The organism is Acidovorax sp. 99 (assembly GCF_003096455.1).
Classification (GTDB): domain Bacteria; phylum Pseudomonadota; class Gammaproteobacteria; order Burkholderiales; family Burkholderiaceae_C; genus Acidovorax; species Acidovorax delafieldii.
The window spans coordinates 206,167-227,865 of the sequence record NZ_QEKU01000001.1 but is presented as its reverse complement, the minus strand read 5'-3'; the positions used below and the strand labels follow the sequence as shown (position 1 = coordinate 227,865).

The following is a 21,699-nucleotide window of genomic DNA, read 5'->3' as shown; positions in this document are numbered from 1 at the left end:
TCGTGGTAGTTGTCCGAGCGGCCCTTCCCCATGTCTCTTTCCCCCCGTGCGCGTGCCGACTTCCTGTTGCTGGGGCCTGCAACGGAGCAACGGTGTTTGGAGGCTTTTGCGACAGCAGAAGGTGTATTGCTGTATGCCAGGTACCCGAACATCGTGAGCAAGGCTACGTGGGTTTTTCGCGAGTTACCCGCTCTGATGGACAAGGGGCTACCCCCAGAACTGGTTGCGGTGCAGGTGTGCCGCTTTCTGGACGGGGGATACGCGGCACTCGAAGTGCCTGAGACTATCTCTATCGACGGTCTGATCCCCGACTAGATGCGTTGAAGGATAGCCACGCGCTCATCTTCCACACGGGCGGCGGTTCCCGGTGCAACTGCCTCTGCACGGCGTAACCACTCCATGCGGATAACTTCACTTTTCCAGGGCTTTGCCAAAGCAGCAGTCCACGTTAGCCACTCTAAATCCACCTCATCGCCTTGCGGCTCAGCTTCTTCATCGGGACCATAAGTTAGGACAAGCCCGCTGGCCTCGACAAAAAATAGGTCTGGTTGGTCATCAAAAACAGCCAGACTAACGGTGTGGACTGGGCTAGCGCCCTCTTGTTCGAGCTGGTGCTGAATAGCCACTTCGAGGTCGGCGAGAAACTTCCGTTGGGCATGTACCTGCAAGAGGAAGCCGGACATGTCCGCCCTGTGTCTCTTCGGCTCGGGAACTGGAACTTCCGCTTCCTTCTGCGGCTTCGAGCGCGCTGTTTTTGGTGTGTTTCCCGCAAGCCAATCCGCTACGTCATAGATCGACACGGCCAAGCGTCCGCCCACTTTGAAGCAGGGCACCGGCAAGGTGCCGCGTGATTTAAGGGTGTAGATAGCGCTGGTGGTCCGGTGCAACGCTATGGCCAACTCCTCGGCGTAAAGCACGGCCTTTCGGGCTCCAAACTGTTCACGCAAATCGGCGAGGATGATGGAAGAGTCCATGCAGAGGTTTGGTTGGCCAGCCAGGAGGGACTCGAACCCCCTACCCACGTCTTAGAAGGACGTTGCTCTATCCGGATGAGCTACTGGCTGGTGTGTCGATTCTAAACGGGAGCAGTGTCAGCCCAGAATTCCTGTCGCAACTGTCTTGGCAACAGTTTCATCTCACAAAAATCTCTCCGGAAAGTGCAAAAAGCTGCGAAAGTTTGACAAATTCAACTTTAACTTAAATCTGTAAGTTGTTGATTTGTAATGATTTTTTCGGTCTAAAAAATTCAAGAAATTCGGATTGCACTTGCTTAGAAGGCTATTGCTCTATCCAGTTGAGCTACGGGCAGATGGATGTTGGCCGGCTGTGTGGCCGGACGGGCTTGCGGAGTGTCCGCATCTGCGTAACGCAGGACGCTAATCATACCCGCCCTGGCCCGTGCTCTTGGCGCTGCTGCAGGGGCGATTTTGCTGCCGGGATGGTGATGCGGTTATAACCTGGCCATCCCCCTTGACTGCCCGCCTCACTGGAGCATTTGCCCATGCCACACAGCGTCACGCTGATCCACACCATTGCTGCCGCCTTGGGCCTGGCGTTGGTGCTGGGCTTTCTGGCCGCCCGTCTGCGGCTGCCAGCATTGGTGGGGTACTTGCTGGCAGGGGTGGCCATCGGCCCGTTCACTCCCGGTTTTGTCGCAGATGCGGCCCTGGCCAGCCAGCTGGCGGAGATTGGTGTGATGCTGCTGATGTTTGGCGTGGGCCTGCATTTCTCGTGGGGCGACCTCCTGGCCGTGCGCAAGATTGCCGTGCCGGGTGCTGTGGTGCAGATGATCGTGGCGACGTCGCTGGGTATGGCGTTGGCCCTGTGGTGGGGCTGGGGCATGGGTGGTGCCCTGGTTTTTGGTCTGGCACTGTCGGTGGCCAGCACGGTGGTGCTGTTGCGTGCGCTGGAGACCCTGGGGATTCTGGACAGCTACACCGGACGCATCGCAGTGGGCTGGCTGGTGGTGGAGGATCTCGCCATGGTGCTGGTACTGGTGCTGCTACCCCCGCTGGGAGGATGGCTGGGAGGCGGCACCGGGGCCGACCTGGATGCTGCGCAGCTCTGGCGCACGCTGGGTTGGACCCTGCTGCAGGTCGGAGCGTTTGTGGTGCTGATGCTGCTGGTCGGGCGCCGGCTGTTTCCTTGGCTGTTGTGGCAGGTGGCTCGCACAGGCTCGCGTGAGTTGTTCACGCTGTGCGTGGTGGCCGCAGCGGTGGGCATTGCGTTCGGGTCGGCTGCGCTGTTTGGCGTATCGTTTGCGCTCGGGGCCTTCTTTGCCGGCATGGTGATGCGCGAGTCCGAGTTCAGCCACCGCGCTGCGCATGAGTCGCTGCCTTTGCGCGATGCCTTTGCCGTACTCTTTTTCGTGTCGGTAGGCATGCTCTTCAACCCCGCCGTCTTGTGGGAGCGCCCACTGCAAGTGTTGGCAGTGGTCGCCATCATCATGCTGGGCAAGACGGTGGCCGCTGCGGGCCTGGTGCTGGCGTTCCGTTACCCGCTCAACACAGCGCTCACCGTATCGGCCAGTCTGGCGCAGATTGGGGAGTTCTCGTTCATTCTGGTCGCACTGGGTTCTTCGTTGGGGCTGCTGCCGCCAGAGGGGGCCAGCTTGGTATTGGCGGGGGCCCTGTTCTCCATGGCGCTCAACCCGTTGTTGTTCCATGCCATTGCGCCGTTGCAGGGCTGGCTGCGCGCCCGATCCGCGCTTGCGCGGCGGCTGGAGCAGCGGGATGACCCTTTGGCCGAACTGCCCACCAGCACCGATTCGCGTTACCTCGCGCGGCAGGTGGTTCTGGTGGGGTACGGCCGGGTAGGGCGGCGTGTGGCGGCAACGCTGGCGGCCAACGATATTCCGTTTGTGGTGGCGGACCAGAACCGGGAGCTGGTGGAAGCCTTGCGGGCCGATGGCGTGGCCGCCGTGTTTGGTGACGCGGTGGAGCCTGCCGTGCTGATCCAGGCCCACATTGCGCGGGCCGCCATGCTGGTGGTGGCCACCCCGGACGCGCTGCAGGTGCGCCAGATGATCGAGACGGCGCAGACCCTGAACCCGGGCATCGACATCGTGGTGCGCAGCCACAACGAGGACGAGGCCCAGCGGCTGGTGCAGGAATGCAGCCATGCCCAGGTGTTCCTGGCAGAAGATGCCTTGGCACAGGCGATGGCACGCCATGTGCTGGAGCGTGCCCGGGACCGCCAGACCCGCGCCACGCGGCCTGCGCCACTGCATGGATCGGCATGATTTGAAAGAAATCTGCCTGTGGCGCTAGAAGAATATGCCTGGGAGGCTATAAAATTGATAGCAATAGTGCGTCCGCAGCCACAGTCGCAGCGCGGCATCCGGGCAGCGCCCTCACGGAGCGTCCCACCTGACCCCGCCAAGAACGCAGACCTCAGCCTCGCGCCATGCAGCGACCTGCCGCAAGGCACGGATCAATCTGTTTCTTCAAACACCAGCGATGGCACTGCCATCACGCGGGCGCTTTGGCCCAGGTCCTGGATCAGGTGGTTGGCAAAGTAGCTGTTCTGCGTGTCGGGCTCCAGCGCTGCCACGGCCAGATTGGCACGCGGCTGGTTCAGGGGCACATAGAAGCTGCCAGCAGGTGCATCAATGGCGCTGCGTACGGCAGACACTTGCACACGTACGATGTCGCCACCACCGGCAATGGTGCCGATCACGTCCTGGCGGTTGCCGGTTTCGCGTGCGGTTTCGCGGTAGCTCTCGGCCAGGACAGAACCTGGCTCTGCCACCCGCATGACCTGGATGCCCAGCTGGCGAAGGCGTTCCACTGCACCGCTGGCGTCTGCCGACAGCCAATAGCCGCAGGGCCGCGCGCGCACCTTGGTGTTGCGCAGCGTCACCGATGAGTTCCAGTCCACGCGAATGCTGCGATCGGCGCCGGTCTCGGGGTCCAGAAAATCCAGGTCGCGCTGGGTGGGCGTGGCCTCCGCTTCAATGACCACCTGGTCGCGGCAGGCCAGGGCGCTGACGTCGCGGGCCACGAACGAGCGTACCTGCTCCAGGTTGGCCGCCCGCTCGGCGGTGGTTCGCAGCGCGCTGGTGATGGCGGTGACCTGGGCATGCACGCGGCGCTGGATGTGCATTCGGCCAATGCCCACCCCACGGGTCTCGATCAGCAGGCTGACCGTGTTCTTGAGGCCATGGACGTTGCGCCCCGTGTCGGGCTGGGTGCCCCCCATGGAGATGCGCTTGTCCTGCAGGTTGGTCGAGGTGGTGTAGTACCAGTCACTCGTCAGGCCCTGGGCCTTGAGGGCCGCCACCATGGGCTGGTGAAACCATTCCTGCGATGCCTTGGTGAGGAACTCCGGATAGTTGGCAGTGGTGGTGTATTGCAGCAGTGCGTCGTAGCGCTGGATGGCGTTGAACTTCTGCAGGTAGCGGCCCACCACGGTGTATTCATGGGCGTCCACGACCAGGATGGGGCGGTAGTCGTTGATGACCTGCGCAATGGCGCGGGCCTCGGGCGTGTTGAGCAACAGGTGGTCGCGGTTCAGGTCCACGCCATTGGCGGTGACGCGGGTGCCCACCTCGGCGCCATCGGGGTTGGCGCGAGGCACCACCACCACGTTGATGCGGTCCAGCAGCGGCTCGAGCAGGCCCTGGGCCAGCTCACGGCTGATGACCAGCAGTGCCTCACTGCCTGCGGGTTCGTCGCCATGCTGCTGGCCGATCAGCACAACGGTGGGGCGGCCGCTCTTGTCCAGGCTGGCAGGGTCTGTGCCTGGGGCACGGGTGAGCAGCAGGCCCTGGATGGGCTCGCCGCGTTGCGAGGTGCCAATCTGCAGCAACTGCGCGCGTGTGCCGCCACGGGGCACGCCGTCGCTCAGCCCGCGCAGCCATTGGCCCAGCTCGGCATTGGTGGTGAAGGCCCTGCGGTCGGCACCCAGGCCGGGTGTGCTGTAGACCACAGAAGGGTTGGGGAACCGCGCGGCCACCGCATCGCCATAGGGCGGCGCCATGGGCGCCTCGTCGCGCACCAAGAGCGGCGCGGACGGGGGCAGGGGGCTGGCCACCACGGCAGCCCGTTGTGGCGGCAGCTGCGAGGGCGTCTGCTGTCCCAGCGGTGCGGGTACCACCGTACCTTGTTGTACGCGCGGCAGTGGCGCGGGGGCGCTGCGCTGCTGGGCAGTGGGGGTGGATGGCCAAGGGGGCAGCGGGGTGCTGCCGCAGGCTGTCAGCAGCAGTGCTGCCAGCGTGGCCGGGGCGGCCCAGCGCGCAATCCGTGGTTCAGGACGGGAAAGCGGGGCAGTATCGGCGCTGCGGCGCAGGAAATTGTGCTGGGTCATGGTGTGGGCTGCCAGAGAGAGCCCCTGGTGTGGGGCGAGTGGGGCGCTTTGTACGTGGATGTTACCTGCGCGCACCCGCCTCTCATTGTCAGCGTACATCCCGTTGCAAACCCGTGGCGCCCTGGGCTGCCGCAGTGATCAGCGAGGGGCGTCACTGGGTGCGCTAACGTCGGTCGGCGGCGGCGAGATGCTCTGGGCCAGAGGAGAACTGGGCAGTTTCAGGCGCAGCAAGGCGCGCACAAAGCCGTGGTCCGAGCGCGTGCGGTCGCGTCCCTCATGCAGGTGGTCGTTGAAATAATCCACCCGGCGCACATCGCCCACGCTGTTGCGCCCATTGGGAAGGAACTCCTCGCTGACCAGGATCTGGTCCAGCACATAGGGCGCGCCCTGGTGGATGTGGGAGTAGGCCACGTCCTTTTTCAAGGCGAAATCTCCCTGCAGGTCGTACGCATTGAACAGGGCCACATCACGGGCTGACCGGTCGTAGGCGATGTCGGTGGTGGCGCAGATCAATTGCGTGGTCACGCTGTCGGGGGTGTCGTTGAAGTCGCCCAGCACCACCAGGGGCACGCTGGTGCGGTGCAGTAGGTCGATCACCAGGCACCGCAGCGCCATGGCCTCGGCGCCGCGCATGATCAGCGAGCGCAGCGATGCCAGTGCGACCACCTTGCGGTCGTCCCTGTCCTCGGTGGGCTGGCCTAGGGCATCCTGCAGAAATTTGGGGCGCTTGGATTTGAGGTGCGCGGTAAGGACGTTGAGGGTTTGGCCATGCTTCATCCGCAACGTGGCCACGAGGGGTGGGCGCTCGAAACGCGTGTGTTGGCCAATGCCAGGCACATCCACCTGAAAGCCCGGTGGGAAGTCGGCAAAGGACTGCAATGCCTCGACCTTGAGCCGCGTGGCCAGGCCCACACGGGGCGTTCCCTGTGCGCCCTGTTGGGTGTCGTTGTTCTCTGCCCCTGGCACGGCGACAAAGTCGTAGCGCAAGCCACCCCGACCCAGCGCCCCTTTGAAGGCCGCGTCGTCCCAGACCTCCTGCACCGCCAGTACATCGGCGTTCAGTGCCCGAAAGCGCTCGCCCAGCCAGGTGATCTTGCGTTCAAACTCGGTCTGGCTGTAGGGGTCCTGGTTCTCGTAGAACAGGCGTCCCGGATTGGCCAGGTTGAGCACATTGCAAGTGGCCACCATGAGGGTGTCCAGCGGTTGGGGGAGTTCGTTGGGGCGCATGAAGGGCGTGCAGCGTAGGCGGGGTCACGACGGCTGCACCCTGTATCAACTGGCCTGCAGCGCGCGGCCGGACAGCACTTGCAGCCCGGGTCGGCCCAACTGTACGGCACGGACGAGCGCACGGGCCACCTCCGCCCCGGGGCGGGCACGGTAGTTGGCGGGCAGGAGCGGGTTCAGCCACTGAAACAGTTTGAGCGACAGGGACTCCGCGGGCCGGTGGGCCTGTTGCAGCGCCCGGCGTTCGCCCATCAGCAGGGATGGGCGTGCAATGACCAGCGTCTCAAAACCCAGCTGCTGAAGGTCGCGCTCGACCTCACCTTTGACGCGGTTGTAAAAAATGCGCGATTGCGCATTGGCCCCCATGGCGGTGACCACGCCACAGCGGGTGGCGCCCGCCGCGCGCGCTGCGCGGGCCGTGGCCATCACGGCGTCATAGTCCACCGCACGGAACGCGCTCTGGCTGCCGGCTGCAGCCATGGTGGTGCCCAGGGTGATGTAAACATCATCGACGTGCGGCAAGGCGGGCATCGCCGCAAAATCCACCGCGTGCAGTTGCAGGCGGGGATGGTTCAGCGCTGGCGCACGCCGCCCTTTGGCGTGCAGCACATGGATGCTGGCGCCCGCTGCGTCCGTGGTGTTGGCAGGGGGCGCTTTGCGCGTCTCAGCGGTTAAAAGAGCCGCGAGGACCGCCTGGCCCACGAGGCCCGTTGCCCCGGCCACCACCGCCACCCGTGCCTGATCCGCCACCATGGCCGCCACCTCCAGAGTTGCGATACCCGCCACCACCACCACCGCCGCCACGGCGGCCGCGTTCAGCCATGCTGTCCACGCTGGTGCGCATGGGGTCGGGCTGACCGCCCGCACCATGGCCCGAGCTGCGATGGCCTGGGTTGCTGTGACCCAGGTGTGTGCCCAGGTGCGCATTGGCGCGGGGGGGTTGTGCGTCATCGTAGCGATGACCACCGCCGCCTTCGGGGCGTGGGCCTCGGCTGCGCGCAGGTGCCTGGGTGGCGCCGTCACGGGCACCACCCCGACCACCACCCTGGCCTCCGCGGCCGCCGCCGGCTGGACCCTGGGCGTTGCGTGGAGCTCCGCCACCGGAACGGCCACCACCGCCACCACCGTTGCCTGCACGGGGGCCGCGCTCCCCACCTTGGCCGCCGCCCTGGCCTGCCTTGTTGGTGCGGATGCGCTCCATCATTTCGCTGCGGGCGGCCTTGGCGGCTGCCTGCATCACATCACGGCTCGGGGGCTTGCCTGCGCCGCCCCAGATGGTCTGGCGGCCCATGGCGATGGGTTCCGCCTTCTCGCCGGGTTCTGGGCCAAAACCTTCGATCACTTGGACAGGAATCTGCTGCTTGGTAAAGCGCTCGATGTCCATCATGAAACCTTCTTCGTCCATGCAGACCAGGCTCACGGCTTCGCCCGTAGCGCCTGCGCGGCCCGTGCGGCCGATGCGGTGCACGTAGTCTTCGGAGACGTTCGGGATTTCGTAGTTGACGACGTGCGGCAGGTCATCGATGTCGATGCCACGTGCGGCGATGTCGGTGGCCACCAGGGCACGGATCTCGCCACTCTTGAAGCCCGCCAAGGCCTGCGTACGGGCACTCTGGCTCTTGTTGCCGTGCAAGGCCATGGCCTGCACACCGTTCTTGGTCAGGAACTCGGCCACGTTGTTGGCGCCGAACTTGGTGCGCGTGAACACCAGCACCTGGCTCCAGTTGTGTTGCTGGATGATGTGCAGCAGCACCTGCTTTTTCTTGCCGCGGCCCACGGGGTGGATCACTTGCGAAATACGCTGCACCGTGGTGTTGCGCGGGGTGACCTGGATGCTTTGCGGGTTCTTGAGCAGGGTGTTGGCCAGCTCGCGGATCTCGTCGCTGAAGGTGGCCGAGAACAGCAGGCTTTGCTTGTCCTTGGGCACCAGGGCCAGCACCTTCTTCACGTCGTGGATGAAGCCCATGTCGAGCATGCGGTCGGCTTCGTCAAGCACCAGCACCTGCACGGTGGAGAGGTCCAGGAAGCCCTGTTGCTGCAGGTCCAGCAGACGGCCAGGGGTGGCCACCAGGATGTCCACGCCGCGCTTGATGCGGTCGATCTGCGGGTTCATGCCCACACCACCGAAGACCACGGTGGAGTTGATGTCCAGGTACTTGCCGTATTCGCGCACCGATTCTTCGACCTGGGCTGCGAGCTCACGGGTGGGGGTCAGCACCAGGGCGCGGATGCCCTTGCCGCCAAACTTGTTCTTGGGTGCCGTGCCTTGCGAGAGGCGGTGCAGCATGGGCAGGGTGAACGCAGCGGTCTTGCCGGTGCCAGTCTGCGCGCCGGCCAGAAGGTCGTGGCCTTCCAGAACGGCGGGAATGGCCTGGGCCTGAATGGGCGTGGGGGTTTCATAGCCCGTTTCGTGCACGGCCTTCAGGATGGCAGGAGCCAGGTTCAGTTCGTCAAATGTCATGTCGTTGGATGCGCCCGTCCGGGGCGCTGGGTATCCGCCTGTCGTGCAACCGGGAGGTTGCTGAGCCAGTCTCAGGCTGATGAGGTTCAGGATTGGGAGCCCGGAAGCGTGTCTTCCTTCGTCCCCAGCAGTGTGCTGATGTGGCGGGCAACTGGAGCCCACAACGGGGGTATTGTCGCATGGACCGATAATCTAGGGTTTGAGAGCGCGTTCGGCGTCTTTTTGGAATGCTCCAAATGGCCCTCTGAACCTGCTCGGATGCAGACTTCCTGCCCACTTTCGCAAGCTAGAACCCTCCATGGCCCAATACGTTTATTCGATGAATCGCGTCTCTAAGACCGTGCCGCCCAAGCGGCAGATCTTGAAGGACATCTCCCTGAGCTTTTTCCCGGGCGCCAAGATTGGTGTGCTGGGTCTGAACGGCTCGGGCAAATCCACGCTGCTCAAGATCATGGCCGGCGTGGACAAGGAAATCGAAGGCGAAGCCATTCCGATGCCGGGCATCAAGATCGGCTATCTGCCCCAGGAGCCTCAGCTCAACTCGGAGCACACAGTCCGCGAAAGCGTGGAAGAGGCCATGGGCGAGGTGTTTGCCGCCAAGGCCAAGCTGGAAGAGGTGTACGCCGCCTACGCCGAGGCCGATGCAGACTTTGACGCACTGGCCGCTGAACAGGCTCGCCTGGAAGCCATCATTGCGACGGCGGGGACTGACTCCGAGCACCAGCTCGAAATCGCTGCCGATGCCCTGCGCCTGCCTCCTTGGGACGCCAAGGTCGGGCTGCTGTCTGGTGGCGAAAAGCGCCGCATTGCGCTGTGCCGCCTGCTGTTGTCCAAGCCTGACATGCTGCTGCTCGACGAACCCACCAACCACTTGGACGCTGAATCGGTGGACTGGCTGGAGCAGTTCCTGCACCGCTTTCCGGGCACCGTGGTGGCCATCACCCACGATCGCTACTTCCTCGATAACGCCGCGGAGTGGATTTTGGAACTGGACCGCGGCTACGGTCACCCCTACAAGGGCAACTACAGCACCTGGCTGGACCAGAAGCAGGCCCGTCTGGAATCTGAAAACAAGGGTGAGGAGGCACGCGCCAAGGCCCTGAAGAAGGAACTGGAATGGGTGCGCCAGAACGCCAAGGGCCGTCAGGCCAAGAGCAAGGCGCGTATCGCCCGTTTCGAGGAACTGAGCGACTACGAATACCAAAAGCGCAACGAAACCCAGGAAATCTTCATTCCTGTGGCTGAGCGCCTGGGCACCCAGGTCATTGAGTTCCACAACGTCACCAAGTCTTTCGGCGACCGTGTGCTCATCGACAACCTGTCCATGACCATCCCTGCGGGTGCCATCGTGGGCATCATCGGTCCGAACGGGGCCGGTAAATCGACCCTGTTCAAGCTCATCGCGGGCCGCGAGCAGCCGGATAGCGGTGAGGTGGTGATCGGCTCGACCGTGAAGATGGCCTTTGTGGACCAGCACCGCGATGCCCTGTCGGACGACAAGACCGTGTGGGAAGACATCTCCGGCGGCCTGGACATGATCAACATCGGCAAGTTCACCATGGCCAGCCGTGCTTACGCCGGGCGCTTCAACTTCAACGGTGGCGACCAGCAAAAGAAGGTGGGCATGCTGTCGGGCGGTGAGCGTGGCCGTCTGCACTTGGCCAAGACACTGATTGCTGGCGGCAACGTGCTGCTGCTGGACGAGCCTTCGAACGACCTGGACGTGGAAACCCTGCGCGCGCTGGAAGACGCTTTGCTCGAATACGCGGGCACAGTGTTGGTTATCAGCCACGATCGCTGGTTCCTGGACCGGATCGCCACGCACATTCTGGCCGCCGAAGGTGACAGCCAGTGGACGTTCTTTGACGGCAATTACCAGGAGTACGAGGCCGACAAGAAAAAGCGGCTGGGTGAAGAAGGTGCAAAGCCCAAGCGGATGCGTTTCAAGGCCCTCAAATAAAGGCCGAGGTCAAGTAGGATTGCATCTGGAAACCTCTTGTCCGATTCCTCCCTCCCACCATGTCCCTGCCCGCATCGCGTCTGAGAGCCGTTTTCCGCGCCTGCGTTGTCAACGCCGTTCGCGGTGGCGAGGCCTTGATGGGGCAGCTCGTCAAGGTCACCCAAAGTGCCTTGACTAGCGAGGAGTCGGCCAGCCGCAACATCCAACAGCGCAATTTGTTCAGTGATGCACTGCGGCTGCTCAACGAGCACGAGGCTGCGCTGGTCAAGGGCTATCCCATGGCCTTGCTGGAAATATTTGCCGAAGGCCCTGCGGTAGCCAAGGGGCGCAGTTCGGCCGATGACACCGGCATGGACTTTGGCGAGCTTTCGCTCATGGACGAAAGCGAGATGCAGGCCCAGGTGGAACTGTCCAAGGCCCAGCAGTCTGCGCTGCATGCTACCGACGCCGTACTGGCCGAACTCAACACCCTGGTGAGCGCTGCGCAAGGTTTGCGCAGCGTGCAACCCGAGCGCAACCCTCTGCGGCCCGAGAGCTACATCCGTGCATTGCAGCAGGTGGTGGGTGAGACCGGCGTCTCGGCCGAGGTACGGCAGCTGTGGATGCAGCACATGCGCGACCTGCTCGGGAAGCTGCTGGCCGAAGAATACAAAAAAACCGCCCAGAGCTTGCGTGAGCATGGCGTACAGCCGGTGGGCTACGCAGTGCTGGGCACGCCTGCGGGCGGCGGTCGCGGCCAAGGCACCGGTTACGGTGGGTCTGGCTATGGCGGGCCCGGTACGGGTTACGGGGGCGGTTATTCCGGGTACGGCCCCTCAATGAACGCGCCCATGAGCGACTATGGCAACACAGGTTATGGGCGTGGTATGGGTCCCAGCACAGGCTGGAGCGGCGACTCCCAGCAGGGTGCCATGGTGCCTGTGCCCGTGGACGCTGCCGAAGAGGCATTGCTCACGGTCGGCATCCTGCGCCAGATGTTGGCGGGCGGTGATCCATTTGCCCCTCCTCCGGTCTACGGCGCCGTGCCCGCACAGGCGGTGGTCATGCCCAGCGGCGCGGGTCAGCCGGGCTGGGTGGACCCCCGCGCGGGAGCCGCCAGCGCTCAGTCATCGTTGGCCGGGGGCTACTACCCGTCGGGTGCGGCCGCTGAAGCGATTGAAGACATGGCGCAGCTGGAGCGCCTGGTGGGCCGTCTTGCCGGTGGGGGCACGGTCAGCCAGGCGGGCTCTTTGCCCGTGCCTCTCGCAGGCTGGCGTGGGCCTGGCGTTGCGCCGGTGGTCTATGCAGCCATGCCCATGGAGGCTGCTACCCAGTCCACCGCCATGGCGGTGGAGGTGGTGGGGCGCATGATGGCCAACATCTCCCAGGACGCCCGTTTGCTGCCCCCTGTGCAGCAGGCCGTCAAGAGCCTGGAGCCTGCGCTCAAGCAATTGGTGCACCACGACGGCCGGTTTTTTACCGACAGCAGCCACCCTGCGCGCCGCCTGCTTGACGAGCTTACGCAGCGCAGCTTGGCATTCACCGCCGAGACAGAGCCTGGCTTCAGCCGCTTCATGCGACTGGTGACCGAGGCTGTGGGCCACCTGTCTGCCCATGAGGTCAAGGACGCGGGGCCGTTCGACACCGTGCTCAAGGCGCTGCAGTCTGCCTGGGACACCCAGGAGCAAAAGATCAAGGCCCAGCAGGAGGCCGAGCAGAAAGCCAAATTGCAGGCGGAGCAGCGCGAACTGCTGGCCGAGAAGATCGCAGCCGATATCCGCAAGCTGCCGGATGTGGACAAGGTGCCGTCGGACGTGCTGGATTTTGCGGCGGGCCCCTGGGCTGACGTGGTGGCGCTGGCGCAGGTGATGCGCAGTGACGATAGCCAGGAAGATGACCCCAGCGGTTACCTGGCGCTGGTTCCGGTGTTGCTGTGGACTGCGCAGCCTGACCTCACGCGCCAGGAGACGGACCGGCTCAACGAAGCCATCCCCGGCCTGCTGGCCAAGCTGCGCAAGGGCCTCAAGACCATCAACTACCCGGCGGTGCAGACCAGCGCATTCTTGCAGCGGCTTGTGGCGTTGCACCAGGCCGCTTTTGAAAAACCGGCTCCTGCCCCAGTGTCCGCCCCTGCGGGAGAGCCCGAAGTGGCCCCGGAGGCGACAGAGCCGTCCGAATCGGCAGAGGCGTCCGCTCCTGCACCGCAGGACAGTGCCCAGGCGCCGCTGGACACCCCGGACCCTTACGCTGATTTTGTCATCGGGGCCTGGGTGGAGCTGGTGACCAATGGCCGGGTGGTGCGCACCCAGCTGACCTGGGCCAGCCCGCATGGCACCCTGTTTTTGTTCACTGCGCCGGATGCCAGCACCCAATCCATGACCCGCCGCATGCGCGACAAGCTGGCGGCCGAAGGCTCGCTGCGCGTGGTGCCGGCCCAGCCGCCCAAGCCTGCCAAGCCTGCGATCCGCGCTTCGGGCTCTACGGAAACGGGCGGGGCAGATCGCAAGTCGTCCGAGGGCCGTACGGGCTTCGGCTCCAAAATGGCGCCGCTGTCCAAATCCGCCCCCCTGGCCCCGGCTTCGGGTGCCAAGTCGCCCAAGAATCGCTGATCGCACAGACACGCGCGCTGCGCGTGCCACCTTGAGGCCGCGAGCGGCCTTGTGCAGCTGTAGAGCTGGTCAACGCCCAGTTCCTGCTGCACTCCCTGTTTCCGTCACGCTATTGTTCGTCATCCCTTCGCCCGGCGTGCTGTGGTCAGCAGATCCACCAGCCCCTTCCGACGCGCGCAGCAGTTTTTTGCGCACCAGGTGGATGTGGTTGCGCAGGGCATACAGCTCGTCCGCGTACGACAGAGGCACGCTCACCTTTTCGGCCTGGGCTTCCAGTCCGTCGAGGGTGCGCAGCAGGGTTGAGGGGTCGCTTTTGCCCATTTCCAGGTCGTTTTCGATCTCGCGCAGGCGGCCATACCAGCGAAACACCCGCGACCGCACGCGGAACTGGTAGAGCGGCGGCACGATGCGCGACAGCGGCAGCATGATGGCCAGCAAGATGCCCAGCACCAGCCACATGCGCTCAATCAGGTTGGCCATCCAGAACGGCAGGTAGCGTTGCAGCATGGGCACCGGCTCGTTCATGGCGCGGTCGCCCTCCTTGGCAATCGGCAGCTCGCTGCCGCGCGTGTTGGGAAACTCACGCGCCCGGTTGAACCAGCCTGCGCCGCTGTGCAGCTTTTGTGCGTTCTGGGCAAACAGGGTCAGTAGGGCGGGGTGCGTGCCGTCGCGCGCCAGCAGGGACGTGGTGGTGGCCACGAGCCGAACATCGCGCTGGGGCACGTTGGCCGCGAGGTCCACCACCCCGCGTGGCAAGGTCACGGGGGTGAGAAACGGAAACCGCCGTGCGTAGGCCTCGTGCTGCGCAAAATCCAGCAGCTGCACGCCAGGCGTTTGCAGCAGCATCTGCACCATCAGGGATTCAGGCGCCGAGGCAAATACCAAGGCGTCGAGCCTCCCCGCCAAAAACTCCACCGTCGCGGGCGTCTGTTCCAGGCGCGATAGCTTGACTGCGCTGGGCTCCACCTTGTTGGCCTGCAGCAGCCGCTCGATCAGCGTGGGCACGCCGCTGCCCTCCGACCCCACATTGACCCGCCAGCCGCGTAGCTGCCGCAGGCCATCGAGCCGGGGTGCGTTGTGCATGCGCTCTGCTGCATCGGTGCGGTAGAACAGCCACAGCGGCTCTACAAACAGGCTGCCCAGCGATACTAGGTTGTCCGGATCATCGGGTTGCAGTTCGGCTGTGCCACCCTGTACAAAAGCGACATCGGCCTGGCCGTCGCGCAGAAGCTGCAGGTTGTGCGATGAGCCCTCGCTGGGCAGCAGAACCACATCAATGCCGTCGGCCGCCAGCGCCTTCTGGTAGCGCTTGCCAAACTCCTCATAGGCACTTTGGGCAGGGCCTGTGGCCAGGGTCACCGTCTTGGGGGGATTGGGGTTGAGCCACCAATAGGCCAGCACCAGCAGCCCGACCGCCAAGAAGGCGAGGGGGCCTGCTGACACAATCAGATCGCGCAGAGTGAGGAAAGTGTTGCGAAAGGCCTGGGGCATGGGGGATGGACAAACAGAGCGAAACGGGGCGGCGGTATGCCTGGATGGGGTGACGCGGCCCCTGGGTGGACCCGGAGCCATATCTCGCTATCAGCGAGCCGGTGGATTATCCAGGCAGGCGTGGCGGCGACGCGCACCAGCTCCGGGCATCCCGCACCGGGAGTCGCCCAGGTCTCAGATAGCTGGAGGACTGAAACCGCCGGCCAGCGAGGGCTCCTACTGCGGCAGGCGCCTGCGTTGGCGCTCATAGGCCATGCATTCCTGCAGCGAGAGCATGTCGTTCTGGTCCACATCCGCTGCCTCAAAGTAGGCCATGCGTGCCTGCACCACCTCCTTGAACGACAGCTTTCCGTCCCCGTCCTTGTCGGCTGCCGCCAGCCGCCTCAGTTGGCCTTTGCCGATGCGGGGCAATTGGCCCAGCTGGGAGAGATGGACGTAGCCCTCTGCATCGGGCCCCAGGCTGTGCCAGCTCTGCACGATGTCCTGGTGGAACTCGTCCAGCGACACGTTGCCGTCATGATTGAGATCGGCTGCCGAGCAGATGGCCTGCAGCCGGTGGGTGAGGGTTGGCGCCACCGGTTTGTGCGCCTTGGCAGGGCGTGGTGGCGTGGTGGGCGACGATATGGAGGTGTCGGCCGCATTGGCCGCGTGCGTCGTTGTTGCCAGCACCAGGGCGCAGGCGCCTGCACAGATCCAGTGAAGAGTTGTTTGCATGGGACCTCCTTACCACCACCAGCGTTGGCTGGGGCTGCGGTTGCAGGGCCAGACCATGGTGTGTGCCCCAGGGCGGACCTGGCCTGCGTCTACATCCAGGCATTTGCCGGTGAGCTGGCTCACGATCTGCCCGCCCAGGGTCGACCAGCTCTGGCTACGCGAGCCCGAGCAGGACCACAGCACCACCCGTGCACCGTCCCGTGGGTCGCCACGGTCCACGTCCACGCACAGGTCGCGCACCCGGATCTCGCCGCCGCGCCCCACCGCAAAACGCTGGGACGCTGTCCCGTTGCATTCGTACACCTGCAGGGTGGTGCCGGGCTGGAATTTGCCACCCCTCACGTCGAGGCACAGGCGGCCGTCCACCCGGATCTCGCGCCCCCAGTCCCCGCCCTGGCCGGGGTAGTCCGGGTACTCGGGGCGACGGTCGTTGTCGTGCCGGTTGTGGTTGGCCAGCAACGCGATGCCGGCAATGGCCGCCACGGCCGCCACAGCTGCTCCGGCATTGGAGCCGCTGCTGCTACCGGATGCATAGGTGCGTGTGATCTTGAAACGTCCCCCGCAACCACCGTTGGTCCACAGCTCGCGATTGGTCAGGTCGTAGCCCCAGGTGCGGTTGAAGCGGCAGGCCCCCTGGGTTTGTTCCACCAGATCCACCTGGGTCACGTCGTCCGCGAGGCGGTAGGAGGTGTAGCCGCCGCTGGACTGCAAATCCACCAACTGGTCCTGCGCCTGTGCCGCCGGGGTGCTCACGAGCAATGGCAGGCATAGCAGCCATGCATGTTTCCGAAAGGCCTGGTCTCTCATGGGTTCACTCTCCTTGTTCCGATCAGGGGCCATGGGGATGGGTGTAGTGCCGTGGGCCCCGGCCCAGGGCACCAACCGTCACCGGCATCATAGGACGGTCTGATGCTTGTGCGCCCGGCGACAGGGGCGCCATCGGTTGAAATCTCGCTGGAGCAGCGGGGGCTGTTCGTGCATGATGGCATCGCGCTGGGGCAGCCCCTTGTCTGCCTGTGTACTACCCACCCACTGCCGTGTCCGATGAAACGCTTCTATGTCGTTGCCTCCATCCCACTGCTGCTGGCGGCGCTCATCCCCATTGCTGCATCCCTGTGGGTGGCCCACCGCCAGGCCAAGGAAGACCAGGTCGCCTATCTGACCTCGTTGGCGGACGAGGTGCTGCGACGCGGCGTGGCCTCGCGCCAGCAGCTGGTGGCGGCGCTCAACGATCTGGACGGAGATCCGCACCCCGCTTGCAGCCAGGCCAGCCTCACACGCATGCAGCAGCTGGTGGGCACCTCGTTCTATCTGCAGGGCATGGGGGCGGTCAGGGACGGAGCGTTGGTCTGCAGTACCCTCACCGCGGGCAATGAGGTGGTACCGCTCACCGGCAACCACATGGTCACCTCGACGGGTATCTCCACCTGGATTGGCGCCCGCCTGCCCTTTGCCCCGGAGCAGCCTTTCAACATCTACGCCCGCAACGGCCATGCGGTGATCATTCACCCGGGCATCGTGATTGACATGCCTGTGCTTCATGCGGATGTCGCGCTGGGGCTTCTGATCAGCACGCCCCGCGCGCTGATCCGGTCCAAAGGTCCGCTGGATACCCGGTGGCTGAACCTCTACACGCCCCATGTGAACAACGTGGCTGAAAGCGAGACCCACTACATCGTCTTTCGGGTGTCGAAGGAAAACAATGTGGCGGCGGTCGCGGCGGCTCCCAAGGCGCTGGCCCACGAAGGGCTCAAGGCCCAGGCGCTGATCCTGGCACCCCTGGGGCTGGTGGCCAGTGCCCTGTTTGCGCTGGGCGTGGCGATGCTCACCCGGTGGCAGTTGTCGCCACGCGTCAGACTGCGGGCGGCCCTGCGCCGGCACGAGTTCTTCGTGCTCTATCAGCCCATCGTGGATCTGGAAACCGGCCAGTGGGTGGGGGCGGAGGCTCTGCTGCGCTGGCGTCGCCGCAACGGCACCCTGGTGCCCCCGGATGAATTCATTGCAGAAGCGGAGAAGGCCGGTGTGATCGCGCACATCACGCGGTACGTGATGGATGTGGTGCTGGCCGACTTGCCCGAGATGCTCAAGGCACGCCCGGGTTTTCATGTGAGTTTGAACCTCTCGCCCCAGGATCTGGTGGCCGACGGACCCGTGCAGTACCTGCAGCGGCGCTTCAGCGCCATGGAGATGCCGCCGGGCGCGCTCATGCTGGAGGTTACCGAGCGCGGGCTGGTGGACATCGAGGCTGCACGGCCCGCGCTACGGGCTGCGCGGCAGATCGGTGCATCGATTGCGCTGGATGACTTCGGTACGGGTTACTCCAGCCTGTCCATGCTGGAGTCCATCGACATCGACACCCTCAAGATTGATCGCATCTTCATCGCCAGCATCGGCGCGCAAGCCGCCATCAGCCCGGTGACTACCCACATCATCGAAATGGCCCACATGCTCAAGCTGGCACTGATTGCCGAGGGCGTCGAGACTCAGGACCAGGTGGACTTCCTGATTGCCCGGGGTGTGCGCCAGGCCCAGGGTTGGAAGTTTGCCCGTGCCATGCCGCTGAATGATCTGCTGGCCGGCATGCGCCCGCAGCCAGCCGTTTCACCACGTGGCTCGGTGCAAGATTGATCCCGCCCCGTTGGATGGCGCGGCAGGGGATGGGGGACGCTACTTGATCAGCAGCGCCGATCCGCTGCCGTGAATACGAAACACCGCCACAGCACTCACAAGGTCATCGGCCTGCCCACGCAGGCTGGATGCAGCAGCAGCCATCTCCTCCACAAGGGCCGCATTCTGCTGCGTGGCCTGGTCCATCAGCGTGACGGCCTCGCTCACCTGCGTGACCCCCGAGCTTTGCTCAGAGCTGGCAGCACTGATCTCCCCCATGAGGTGGGTGACGTTGCGTATGCTGGCAACCACCTCTGTCATGGTGTGGCCGGCCTTGTCCACGAGAGCCGTGCCGTGTTCCACGCGGCCGACACTTTCCGTGATCAACTGCTTGATCTCCTTGGCCGCAGCCGCGCTGCGCTGGGCCAGGTTGCGAACCTCGCTGGCCACCACGGCAAAGCCCCGCCCCTGGTCACCGGCACGGGCAGCCTCCACGGCCGCGTTCAGCGCCAGGATGTTGGTCTGGAATGCAATGCCGTCGATCACGCTGATGATGTCATTGATCTTGCGGCTGGAGTCGTTGATGTCCTTCATGGTGGCCACCACCATGGCCACCACGTCACCGCCTTGTTGCGCAACGGTCGACGCTGAATGCGCCAGGCGGTTGGCATGAATCGCGTTGTCTGCGTTCTGCTTCACGGTGGAGCCCAGTTGCTCCATGGAGGCAGCGGTTTGCTGCAGCGCGCTAGCCTGTTGTTCCGTGCGCATCGACAGGTTGTGGTTGCCTTGCGCGATCTCGGCGCTGGCGGTCGATACGCTTTCTGATCCCTGGCGCACCCCTGCCACCAGGTTGGAAAGACTCAGCCGCATGGCTTCCATCGAAGTGACTACCGAAGCAATTTCGTTCTTGCCCTGCGCCACCAGTGGGGTGGCCAGGTTGCCCCGCGCAAACTCCCGCGTCGCCTGGCTTGCCTCGTTCAGGGGCCGGACGATGGAGCGGGTGGTGGCCACACCCAGCACGCAGGCAAACACCACCATGGCCACGCTGAGCAAGACCAGCTGTAGCCGCAGCGATTCAAACTGGCGCATCGATTCCTGGCTGGCACGTTTGCTGATGGCGTCGCTCTCGGCCAGGAAGGCTTCGATGTCGGCCACCAGCCTGGTCAGCAGGGGGCGGCATTGCTCGTTGATTTTCTTGATCGCCGCATCTTTTTCCCCTTGGCTCCCCAGTCGGGTGATCTCCAGCGCCACGGGGCCATAGGCCGCTTCGGTGTTCTTGATCTGGGCCAGCAGCTTGTTGAGGGGGGCGGTTTCAGGCGGGCCGACCTTGAGGGCATCTTCGACTCCCTGGAGTGCCTTGCCCATGCCTTCATGTGCGACTCCAATGCGACGTGTTTCCGCGTCGGCATCTTCCTTGGAGCCCGCGATCACCAGGTTGCGGGCAGACACGGCCCTCGCATTGGCTGTATCCAGCACCCGGTTGCCCAGGCTTTTGATCACGTTCAGGTGATTGACCTGGTTGTCCAGGCTCTCCTGTGTCATGGACTCGCCACGGATACCCATGATGGCGACCAGGATCAGTGCACAGGTCAGGACAACATATCCAATACCAAGACGCGTCTTGATGCTCAGGTTCTGCAGGACATTCATGCGATGGACCCTCCAGCTGGTGATACGGGATGAGGCGCTTTTTCGGAGCACGCAGGAGCGGCAGGAAACCGGTGTTTACCATTTCGTAACGTGGGGCGCAACACGTTGCCACCGCCACCCTGCGGCGTTCTGGCGATATCGATGCGGCGGTGCGCAGCCGCCGCCTTGGGCGCACGATGGTGCACAGGCCCTGATCTTCTGGGGGTTCCGGCGCGCGTCAAGAAGTTTTTGACCGAAAGGTGCGGATGGCGCGCTGGGCGCCCTGCGTGTGCAGGGGTAAGCGAGGGCGGGCGTGACCCGCCCTAACCGCGCACCGCACTTCTGAATGCGGCAGACAGTGCTGCAATGGCATCGCTGGGTCGGCCATCCGGGGCCCGGCTGTGAAGCACCACCGGCAGGCTTGGCAGTGCAGGAAGCCCAAGCCGGGCACCTACGTCCACCGCGCCCCAGGGCAACATGCGGGGTGCCAGTGCGGCTACGCCCAGCCCTGCAACAACGGCTGCGGACACTGCCGCCACGCCGCCGCCCACAAACACCTCGCGCCAGGGGATGGCGGCTGCATCCAGCAGTTTTCCAGCCATCGCACGCACGCCGCAGGGCTCTGCCAGGGTGGCCAGCGGCAGGGGGTAACCAGTGCGGTGCTGCCAGTGCGGCGCGGCAAACCAGCCAAATCGCTCTTCGGCCAGCACTTCGCCATCGCTGCGCCCGGCATGCATGCGGACCATGGCCGCGTCGAGTTCGCGCCGGTCAAAGCTTTGCAGCAGGTCGCCCGACGAGCCGATCCGGATGTCGATCAACAGCTGAGGGTCTTGTGCGTTCATGCGAGCAATCAGTGCAGGCAGTTCAGGCCCGGCGACGTGGTCACTGATGCCGATGGCCAAACGCTGCGGTGCTTCACCCAGTGCAGCCAGGGCACGCTCATGTGCAGCAAGCAGTGCGCGGCCATGGTCCAGGAAGGCGGCTCCCTGGGCTGACAGTTCCACATACCGGGGGGTGCGCTCCAGCAGCCGGGAGCCCAGCCGGTCCTCCAGCCGCTTGAGCTTGAGGCTCACAGCGGCCTGGCTGGTCTGCATGGCCTCGGCTGCTCGGGTAAAGCTCTCCAGCTCGGCAACACGGACAAAAGCCTCGACGGCATCCAGATCCAGAGGGCGTTGCATGATATGTTTTTGTTATTTTTGATATAAGTATCAATAGCATATCAATATGGATAGCATGGCACCAGCTTTTTCACAAAAGGACCCTCCATGCCGCTCATCCACATTGCCATGCGTGCTGGCAAGCCCGCTGCCTACCGGCAAGCGATTTTCGACATGCTGTACCGCGCCATGCGCGAGACCTTCAATGTGCCCGAGGACGATCAGTTCATGACCCTGACCGAGCACGATGCCGCGAATTTCCGCTACAGCCCGTCGTACCTGGGTGTGGCACGCAGCGACGATGTGGTGTTCATCCAGATCACTGCCAACAACACACGCACGCTGGAACAGAAGAAGGCGCTGTTTCAGCGCATCGCCCAGCTTCTGGGCGAAAGCCCTGGCCTCAGGCCGGAAGATGTGTTCGTGAACATTGTTGAGGTGGCCAAGGAGAACTGGTCCTTCGGCCACGGGCTGGCGCAATACGCCTGAGGGCTGGCGCGGGGGGCAGAAATCGCCAGCTCCAGGGCATGGGACGAAGCCGGCAACAGACGCCAGTCAACG

The 21,699-nt window shown here is 64.4% G+C and carries 16 protein-coding genes and 1 tRNA gene; 6 read left to right on the top strand and 11 right to left on the bottom strand.

Features of this window, described 5'->3' with window-relative positions:
• Positions 1–30 precede the first annotated feature (30 nt).
• The gene (locus tag C8C95_RS01180; protein ID WP_133246199.1) at positions 31–315 is read left to right on the top strand and encodes a hypothetical protein; all 285 of its coding nucleotides are present in this window, start codon (positions 31–33) and stop codon (positions 313–315) included.
• Here the strand turns inward: C8C95_RS01180 and C8C95_RS01175 are convergent.
• Both C8C95_RS01175 and C8C95_RS01170 read right to left on the bottom strand, forming a co-directional pair.
• Positions 312–974: a hypothetical protein gene (locus C8C95_RS01175; protein WP_133246198.1), complete on the bottom strand. Its 663-nt coding sequence runs from the start codon at positions 972–974 to the stop codon at positions 312–314. The two genes, C8C95_RS01180 and C8C95_RS01175, sit on opposite strands and share 4 nt — an antisense overlap.
• Positions 975–987: 13 nt before the next feature.
• Positions 988–1,064 (bottom strand) — tRNA-Arg (locus C8C95_RS01170).
• 437 nt (positions 1,065–1,501) lie between these two features.
• On the opposite strand from C8C95_RS01170, the gene ybaL reads away from it, so the two are divergent.
• Positions 1,502–3,241 (top strand): YbaL family putative K(+) efflux transporter, encoded by a 1,740-nt coding sequence (ybaL, locus tag C8C95_RS01165; protein ID WP_116747362.1) that lies wholly within the window; start codon positions 1,502–1,504, stop codon positions 3,239–3,241.
• 191 nt (positions 3,242–3,432) lie between these two features.
• Here the strand turns inward: ybaL and C8C95_RS01160 are convergent, their stop codons facing one another.
• The 4 genes from C8C95_RS01160 to C8C95_RS01145 all read right to left on the bottom strand — a co-directional run bounded on the left by C8C95_RS01160 (position 3,433) and on the right by C8C95_RS01145 (position 8,992).
• Positions 3,433–5,307: a M14 family zinc carboxypeptidase gene (locus C8C95_RS01160; RefSeq protein ID WP_207780555.1), complete on the bottom strand. Its 1,875-nt coding sequence runs from the start codon at positions 5,305–5,307 to the stop codon at positions 3,433–3,435.
• A gap of 138 nt (positions 5,308–5,445) precedes the next feature.
• Positions 5,446–6,534 carry an endonuclease/exonuclease/phosphatase family protein gene (locus C8C95_RS01155; RefSeq protein ID WP_108499337.1) on the bottom strand — a complete coding sequence of 363 codons (1,089 nt, stop codon included), beginning with the start codon at positions 6,532–6,534 and terminating at the stop codon, positions 5,446–5,448.
• Between the two features lie 45 nt (positions 6,535–6,579).
• Positions 6,580–7,284, bottom strand: a complete 705-nt coding sequence (locus C8C95_RS01150) for a nucleoside-diphosphate sugar epimerase (RefSeq protein ID WP_116747361.1) — start codon at positions 7,282–7,284, stop codon at positions 6,580–6,582.
• Entirely contained in the window at positions 7,196–8,992 is a 1,797-nt protein-coding gene (locus C8C95_RS01145; RefSeq protein WP_116747360.1) for a DEAD/DEAH box helicase, read from the bottom strand. The genes C8C95_RS01150 and C8C95_RS01145 overlap by 89 nt, the downstream gene beginning before the upstream one ends.
• A gap of 298 nt (positions 8,993–9,290) precedes the next feature.
• On the opposite strand from C8C95_RS01145, the gene ettA reads away from it, so the two are divergent.
• Together ettA and C8C95_RS01135 are read left to right on the top strand one after the other, a co-directional pair.
• Positions 9,291–10,952 (top strand): energy-dependent translational throttle protein EttA, encoded by a 1,662-nt coding sequence (gene ettA, locus C8C95_RS01140; RefSeq protein WP_056064117.1) that lies wholly within the window; start codon positions 9,291–9,293, stop codon positions 10,950–10,952.
• A gap of 59 nt (positions 10,953–11,011) precedes the next feature.
• Positions 11,012–13,540 carry a DUF1631 family protein gene (locus C8C95_RS01135; protein WP_056064115.1) on the top strand — a complete coding sequence of 843 codons (2,529 nt, stop codon included), beginning with the start codon at positions 11,012–11,014 and terminating at the stop codon, positions 13,538–13,540.
• A gap of 69 nt (positions 13,541–13,609) precedes the next feature.
• Here C8C95_RS01135 and C8C95_RS01130 read toward each other — a convergent pair whose 3' ends face one another.
• From C8C95_RS01130 to C8C95_RS01120, 3 genes are all read right to left on the bottom strand, one after another.
• Positions 13,610–15,031, bottom strand: coding sequence for a TAXI family TRAP transporter solute-binding subunit (locus tag C8C95_RS01130; RefSeq protein WP_056064112.1), 1,422 nt, complete (start codon positions 15,029–15,031; stop codon positions 13,610–13,612).
• A gap of 216 nt (positions 15,032–15,247) precedes the next feature.
• On the bottom strand, positions 15,248–15,745 hold the full coding sequence (locus tag C8C95_RS01125; RefSeq protein WP_116747359.1) for an EF-hand domain-containing protein: 498 nt from the start codon (positions 15,743–15,745) through the stop codon (positions 15,248–15,250).
• Between the two features lie 9 nt (positions 15,746–15,754).
• Entirely contained in the window at positions 15,755–16,552 is a 798-nt protein-coding gene (locus C8C95_RS01120) for a lectin (RefSeq protein ID WP_056064106.1), read from the bottom strand.
• A 237-nt stretch (positions 16,553–16,789) separates the two neighbouring features.
• Between C8C95_RS01120 and C8C95_RS01115 the strand changes: the two genes are divergently transcribed.
• Positions 16,790–18,373 (top strand): EAL domain-containing protein, encoded by a 1,584-nt coding sequence (locus tag C8C95_RS01115; RefSeq protein ID WP_165836500.1) that lies wholly within the window; start codon positions 16,790–16,792, stop codon positions 18,371–18,373.
• Positions 18,374–18,412: 39 nt separating this feature from the next.
• Here C8C95_RS01115 and C8C95_RS23975 read toward each other — a convergent pair whose 3' ends face one another.
• Positions 18,413–20,002, bottom strand: a complete 1,590-nt coding sequence (locus C8C95_RS23975; protein WP_116747357.1) for a methyl-accepting chemotaxis protein — start codon at positions 20,000–20,002, stop codon at positions 18,413–18,415.
• Between the two features lie 302 nt (positions 20,003–20,304).
• Positions 20,305–21,162: a LysR family transcriptional regulator gene (locus tag C8C95_RS01105; RefSeq protein WP_116747356.1), complete on the bottom strand. Its 858-nt coding sequence runs from the start codon at positions 21,160–21,162 to the stop codon at positions 20,305–20,307.
• An 84-nt stretch (positions 21,163–21,246) separates the two neighbouring features.
• Between C8C95_RS01105 and C8C95_RS01100 the strand changes: the two genes are divergently transcribed.
• Positions 21,247–21,627 (top strand): tautomerase family protein, encoded by a 381-nt coding sequence (locus tag C8C95_RS01100; RefSeq protein ID WP_116747355.1) that lies wholly within the window; start codon positions 21,247–21,249, stop codon positions 21,625–21,627.
• Positions 21,628–21,699 lie beyond the last annotated feature (72 nt).

Excerpts from the sequence above, each read along its gene's own strand:
- C8C95_RS01115 (WP_165836500.1), top strand. The coding sequence starts at position 16,790 with ATGAAACGCTTCTATGTCGTTGCCTCCATCCCACTGCTGCTGGCGGCG.
- C8C95_RS01125 (WP_116747359.1), bottom strand. The coding sequence starts at position 15,745 with ATGCAAACAACTCTTCACTGGATCTGTGCAGGCGCCTGCGCCCTGGTG.
- C8C95_RS01120 (WP_056064106.1), bottom strand. The coding sequence starts at position 16,552 with ATGAGAGACCAGGCCTTTCGGAAACATGCATGGCTGCTATGCCTGCCA.
- ettA (WP_056064117.1), top strand. The coding sequence starts at position 9,291 with ATGGCCCAATACGTTTATTCGATGAATCGCGTCTCTAAGACCGTGCCG.
- C8C95_RS01160 (WP_207780555.1), bottom strand. The coding sequence starts at position 5,307 with ATGACCCAGCACAATTTCCTGCGCCGCAGCGCCGATACTGCCCCGCTT.
- C8C95_RS01135 (WP_056064115.1), top strand. The coding sequence starts at position 11,012 with ATGTCCCTGCCCGCATCGCGTCTGAGAGCCGTTTTCCGCGCCTGCGTT.
- C8C95_RS01100 (WP_116747355.1), top strand. The coding sequence starts at position 21,247 with ATGCCGCTCATCCACATTGCCATGCGTGCTGGCAAGCCCGCTGCCTAC.
- C8C95_RS01175 (WP_133246198.1), bottom strand. The coding sequence starts at position 974 with ATGGACTCTTCCATCATCCTCGCCGATTTGCGTGAACAGTTTGGAGCC.
- C8C95_RS01150 (WP_116747361.1), bottom strand. The coding sequence starts at position 7,284 with ATGGTGGCGGATCAGGCACGGGTGGCGGTGGTGGCCGGGGCAACGGGC.
- C8C95_RS01130 (WP_056064112.1), bottom strand. The coding sequence starts at position 15,031 with ATGCCCCAGGCCTTTCGCAACACTTTCCTCACTCTGCGCGATCTGATT.
- C8C95_RS01145 (WP_116747360.1), bottom strand. The coding sequence starts at position 8,992 with ATGACATTTGACGAACTGAACCTGGCTCCTGCCATCCTGAAGGCCGTG.
- C8C95_RS01180 (WP_133246199.1), top strand. The coding sequence starts at position 31 with ATGTCTCTTTCCCCCCGTGCGCGTGCCGACTTCCTGTTGCTGGGGCCT.
- ybaL (WP_116747362.1), top strand. The coding sequence starts at position 1,502 with ATGCCACACAGCGTCACGCTGATCCACACCATTGCTGCCGCCTTGGGC.
- C8C95_RS23975 (WP_116747357.1), bottom strand. The coding sequence starts at position 20,002 with ATGAATGTCCTGCAGAACCTGAGCATCAAGACGCGTCTTGGTATTGGA.
- C8C95_RS01155 (WP_108499337.1), bottom strand. The coding sequence starts at position 6,534 with ATGCGCCCCAACGAACTCCCCCAACCGCTGGACACCCTCATGGTGGCC.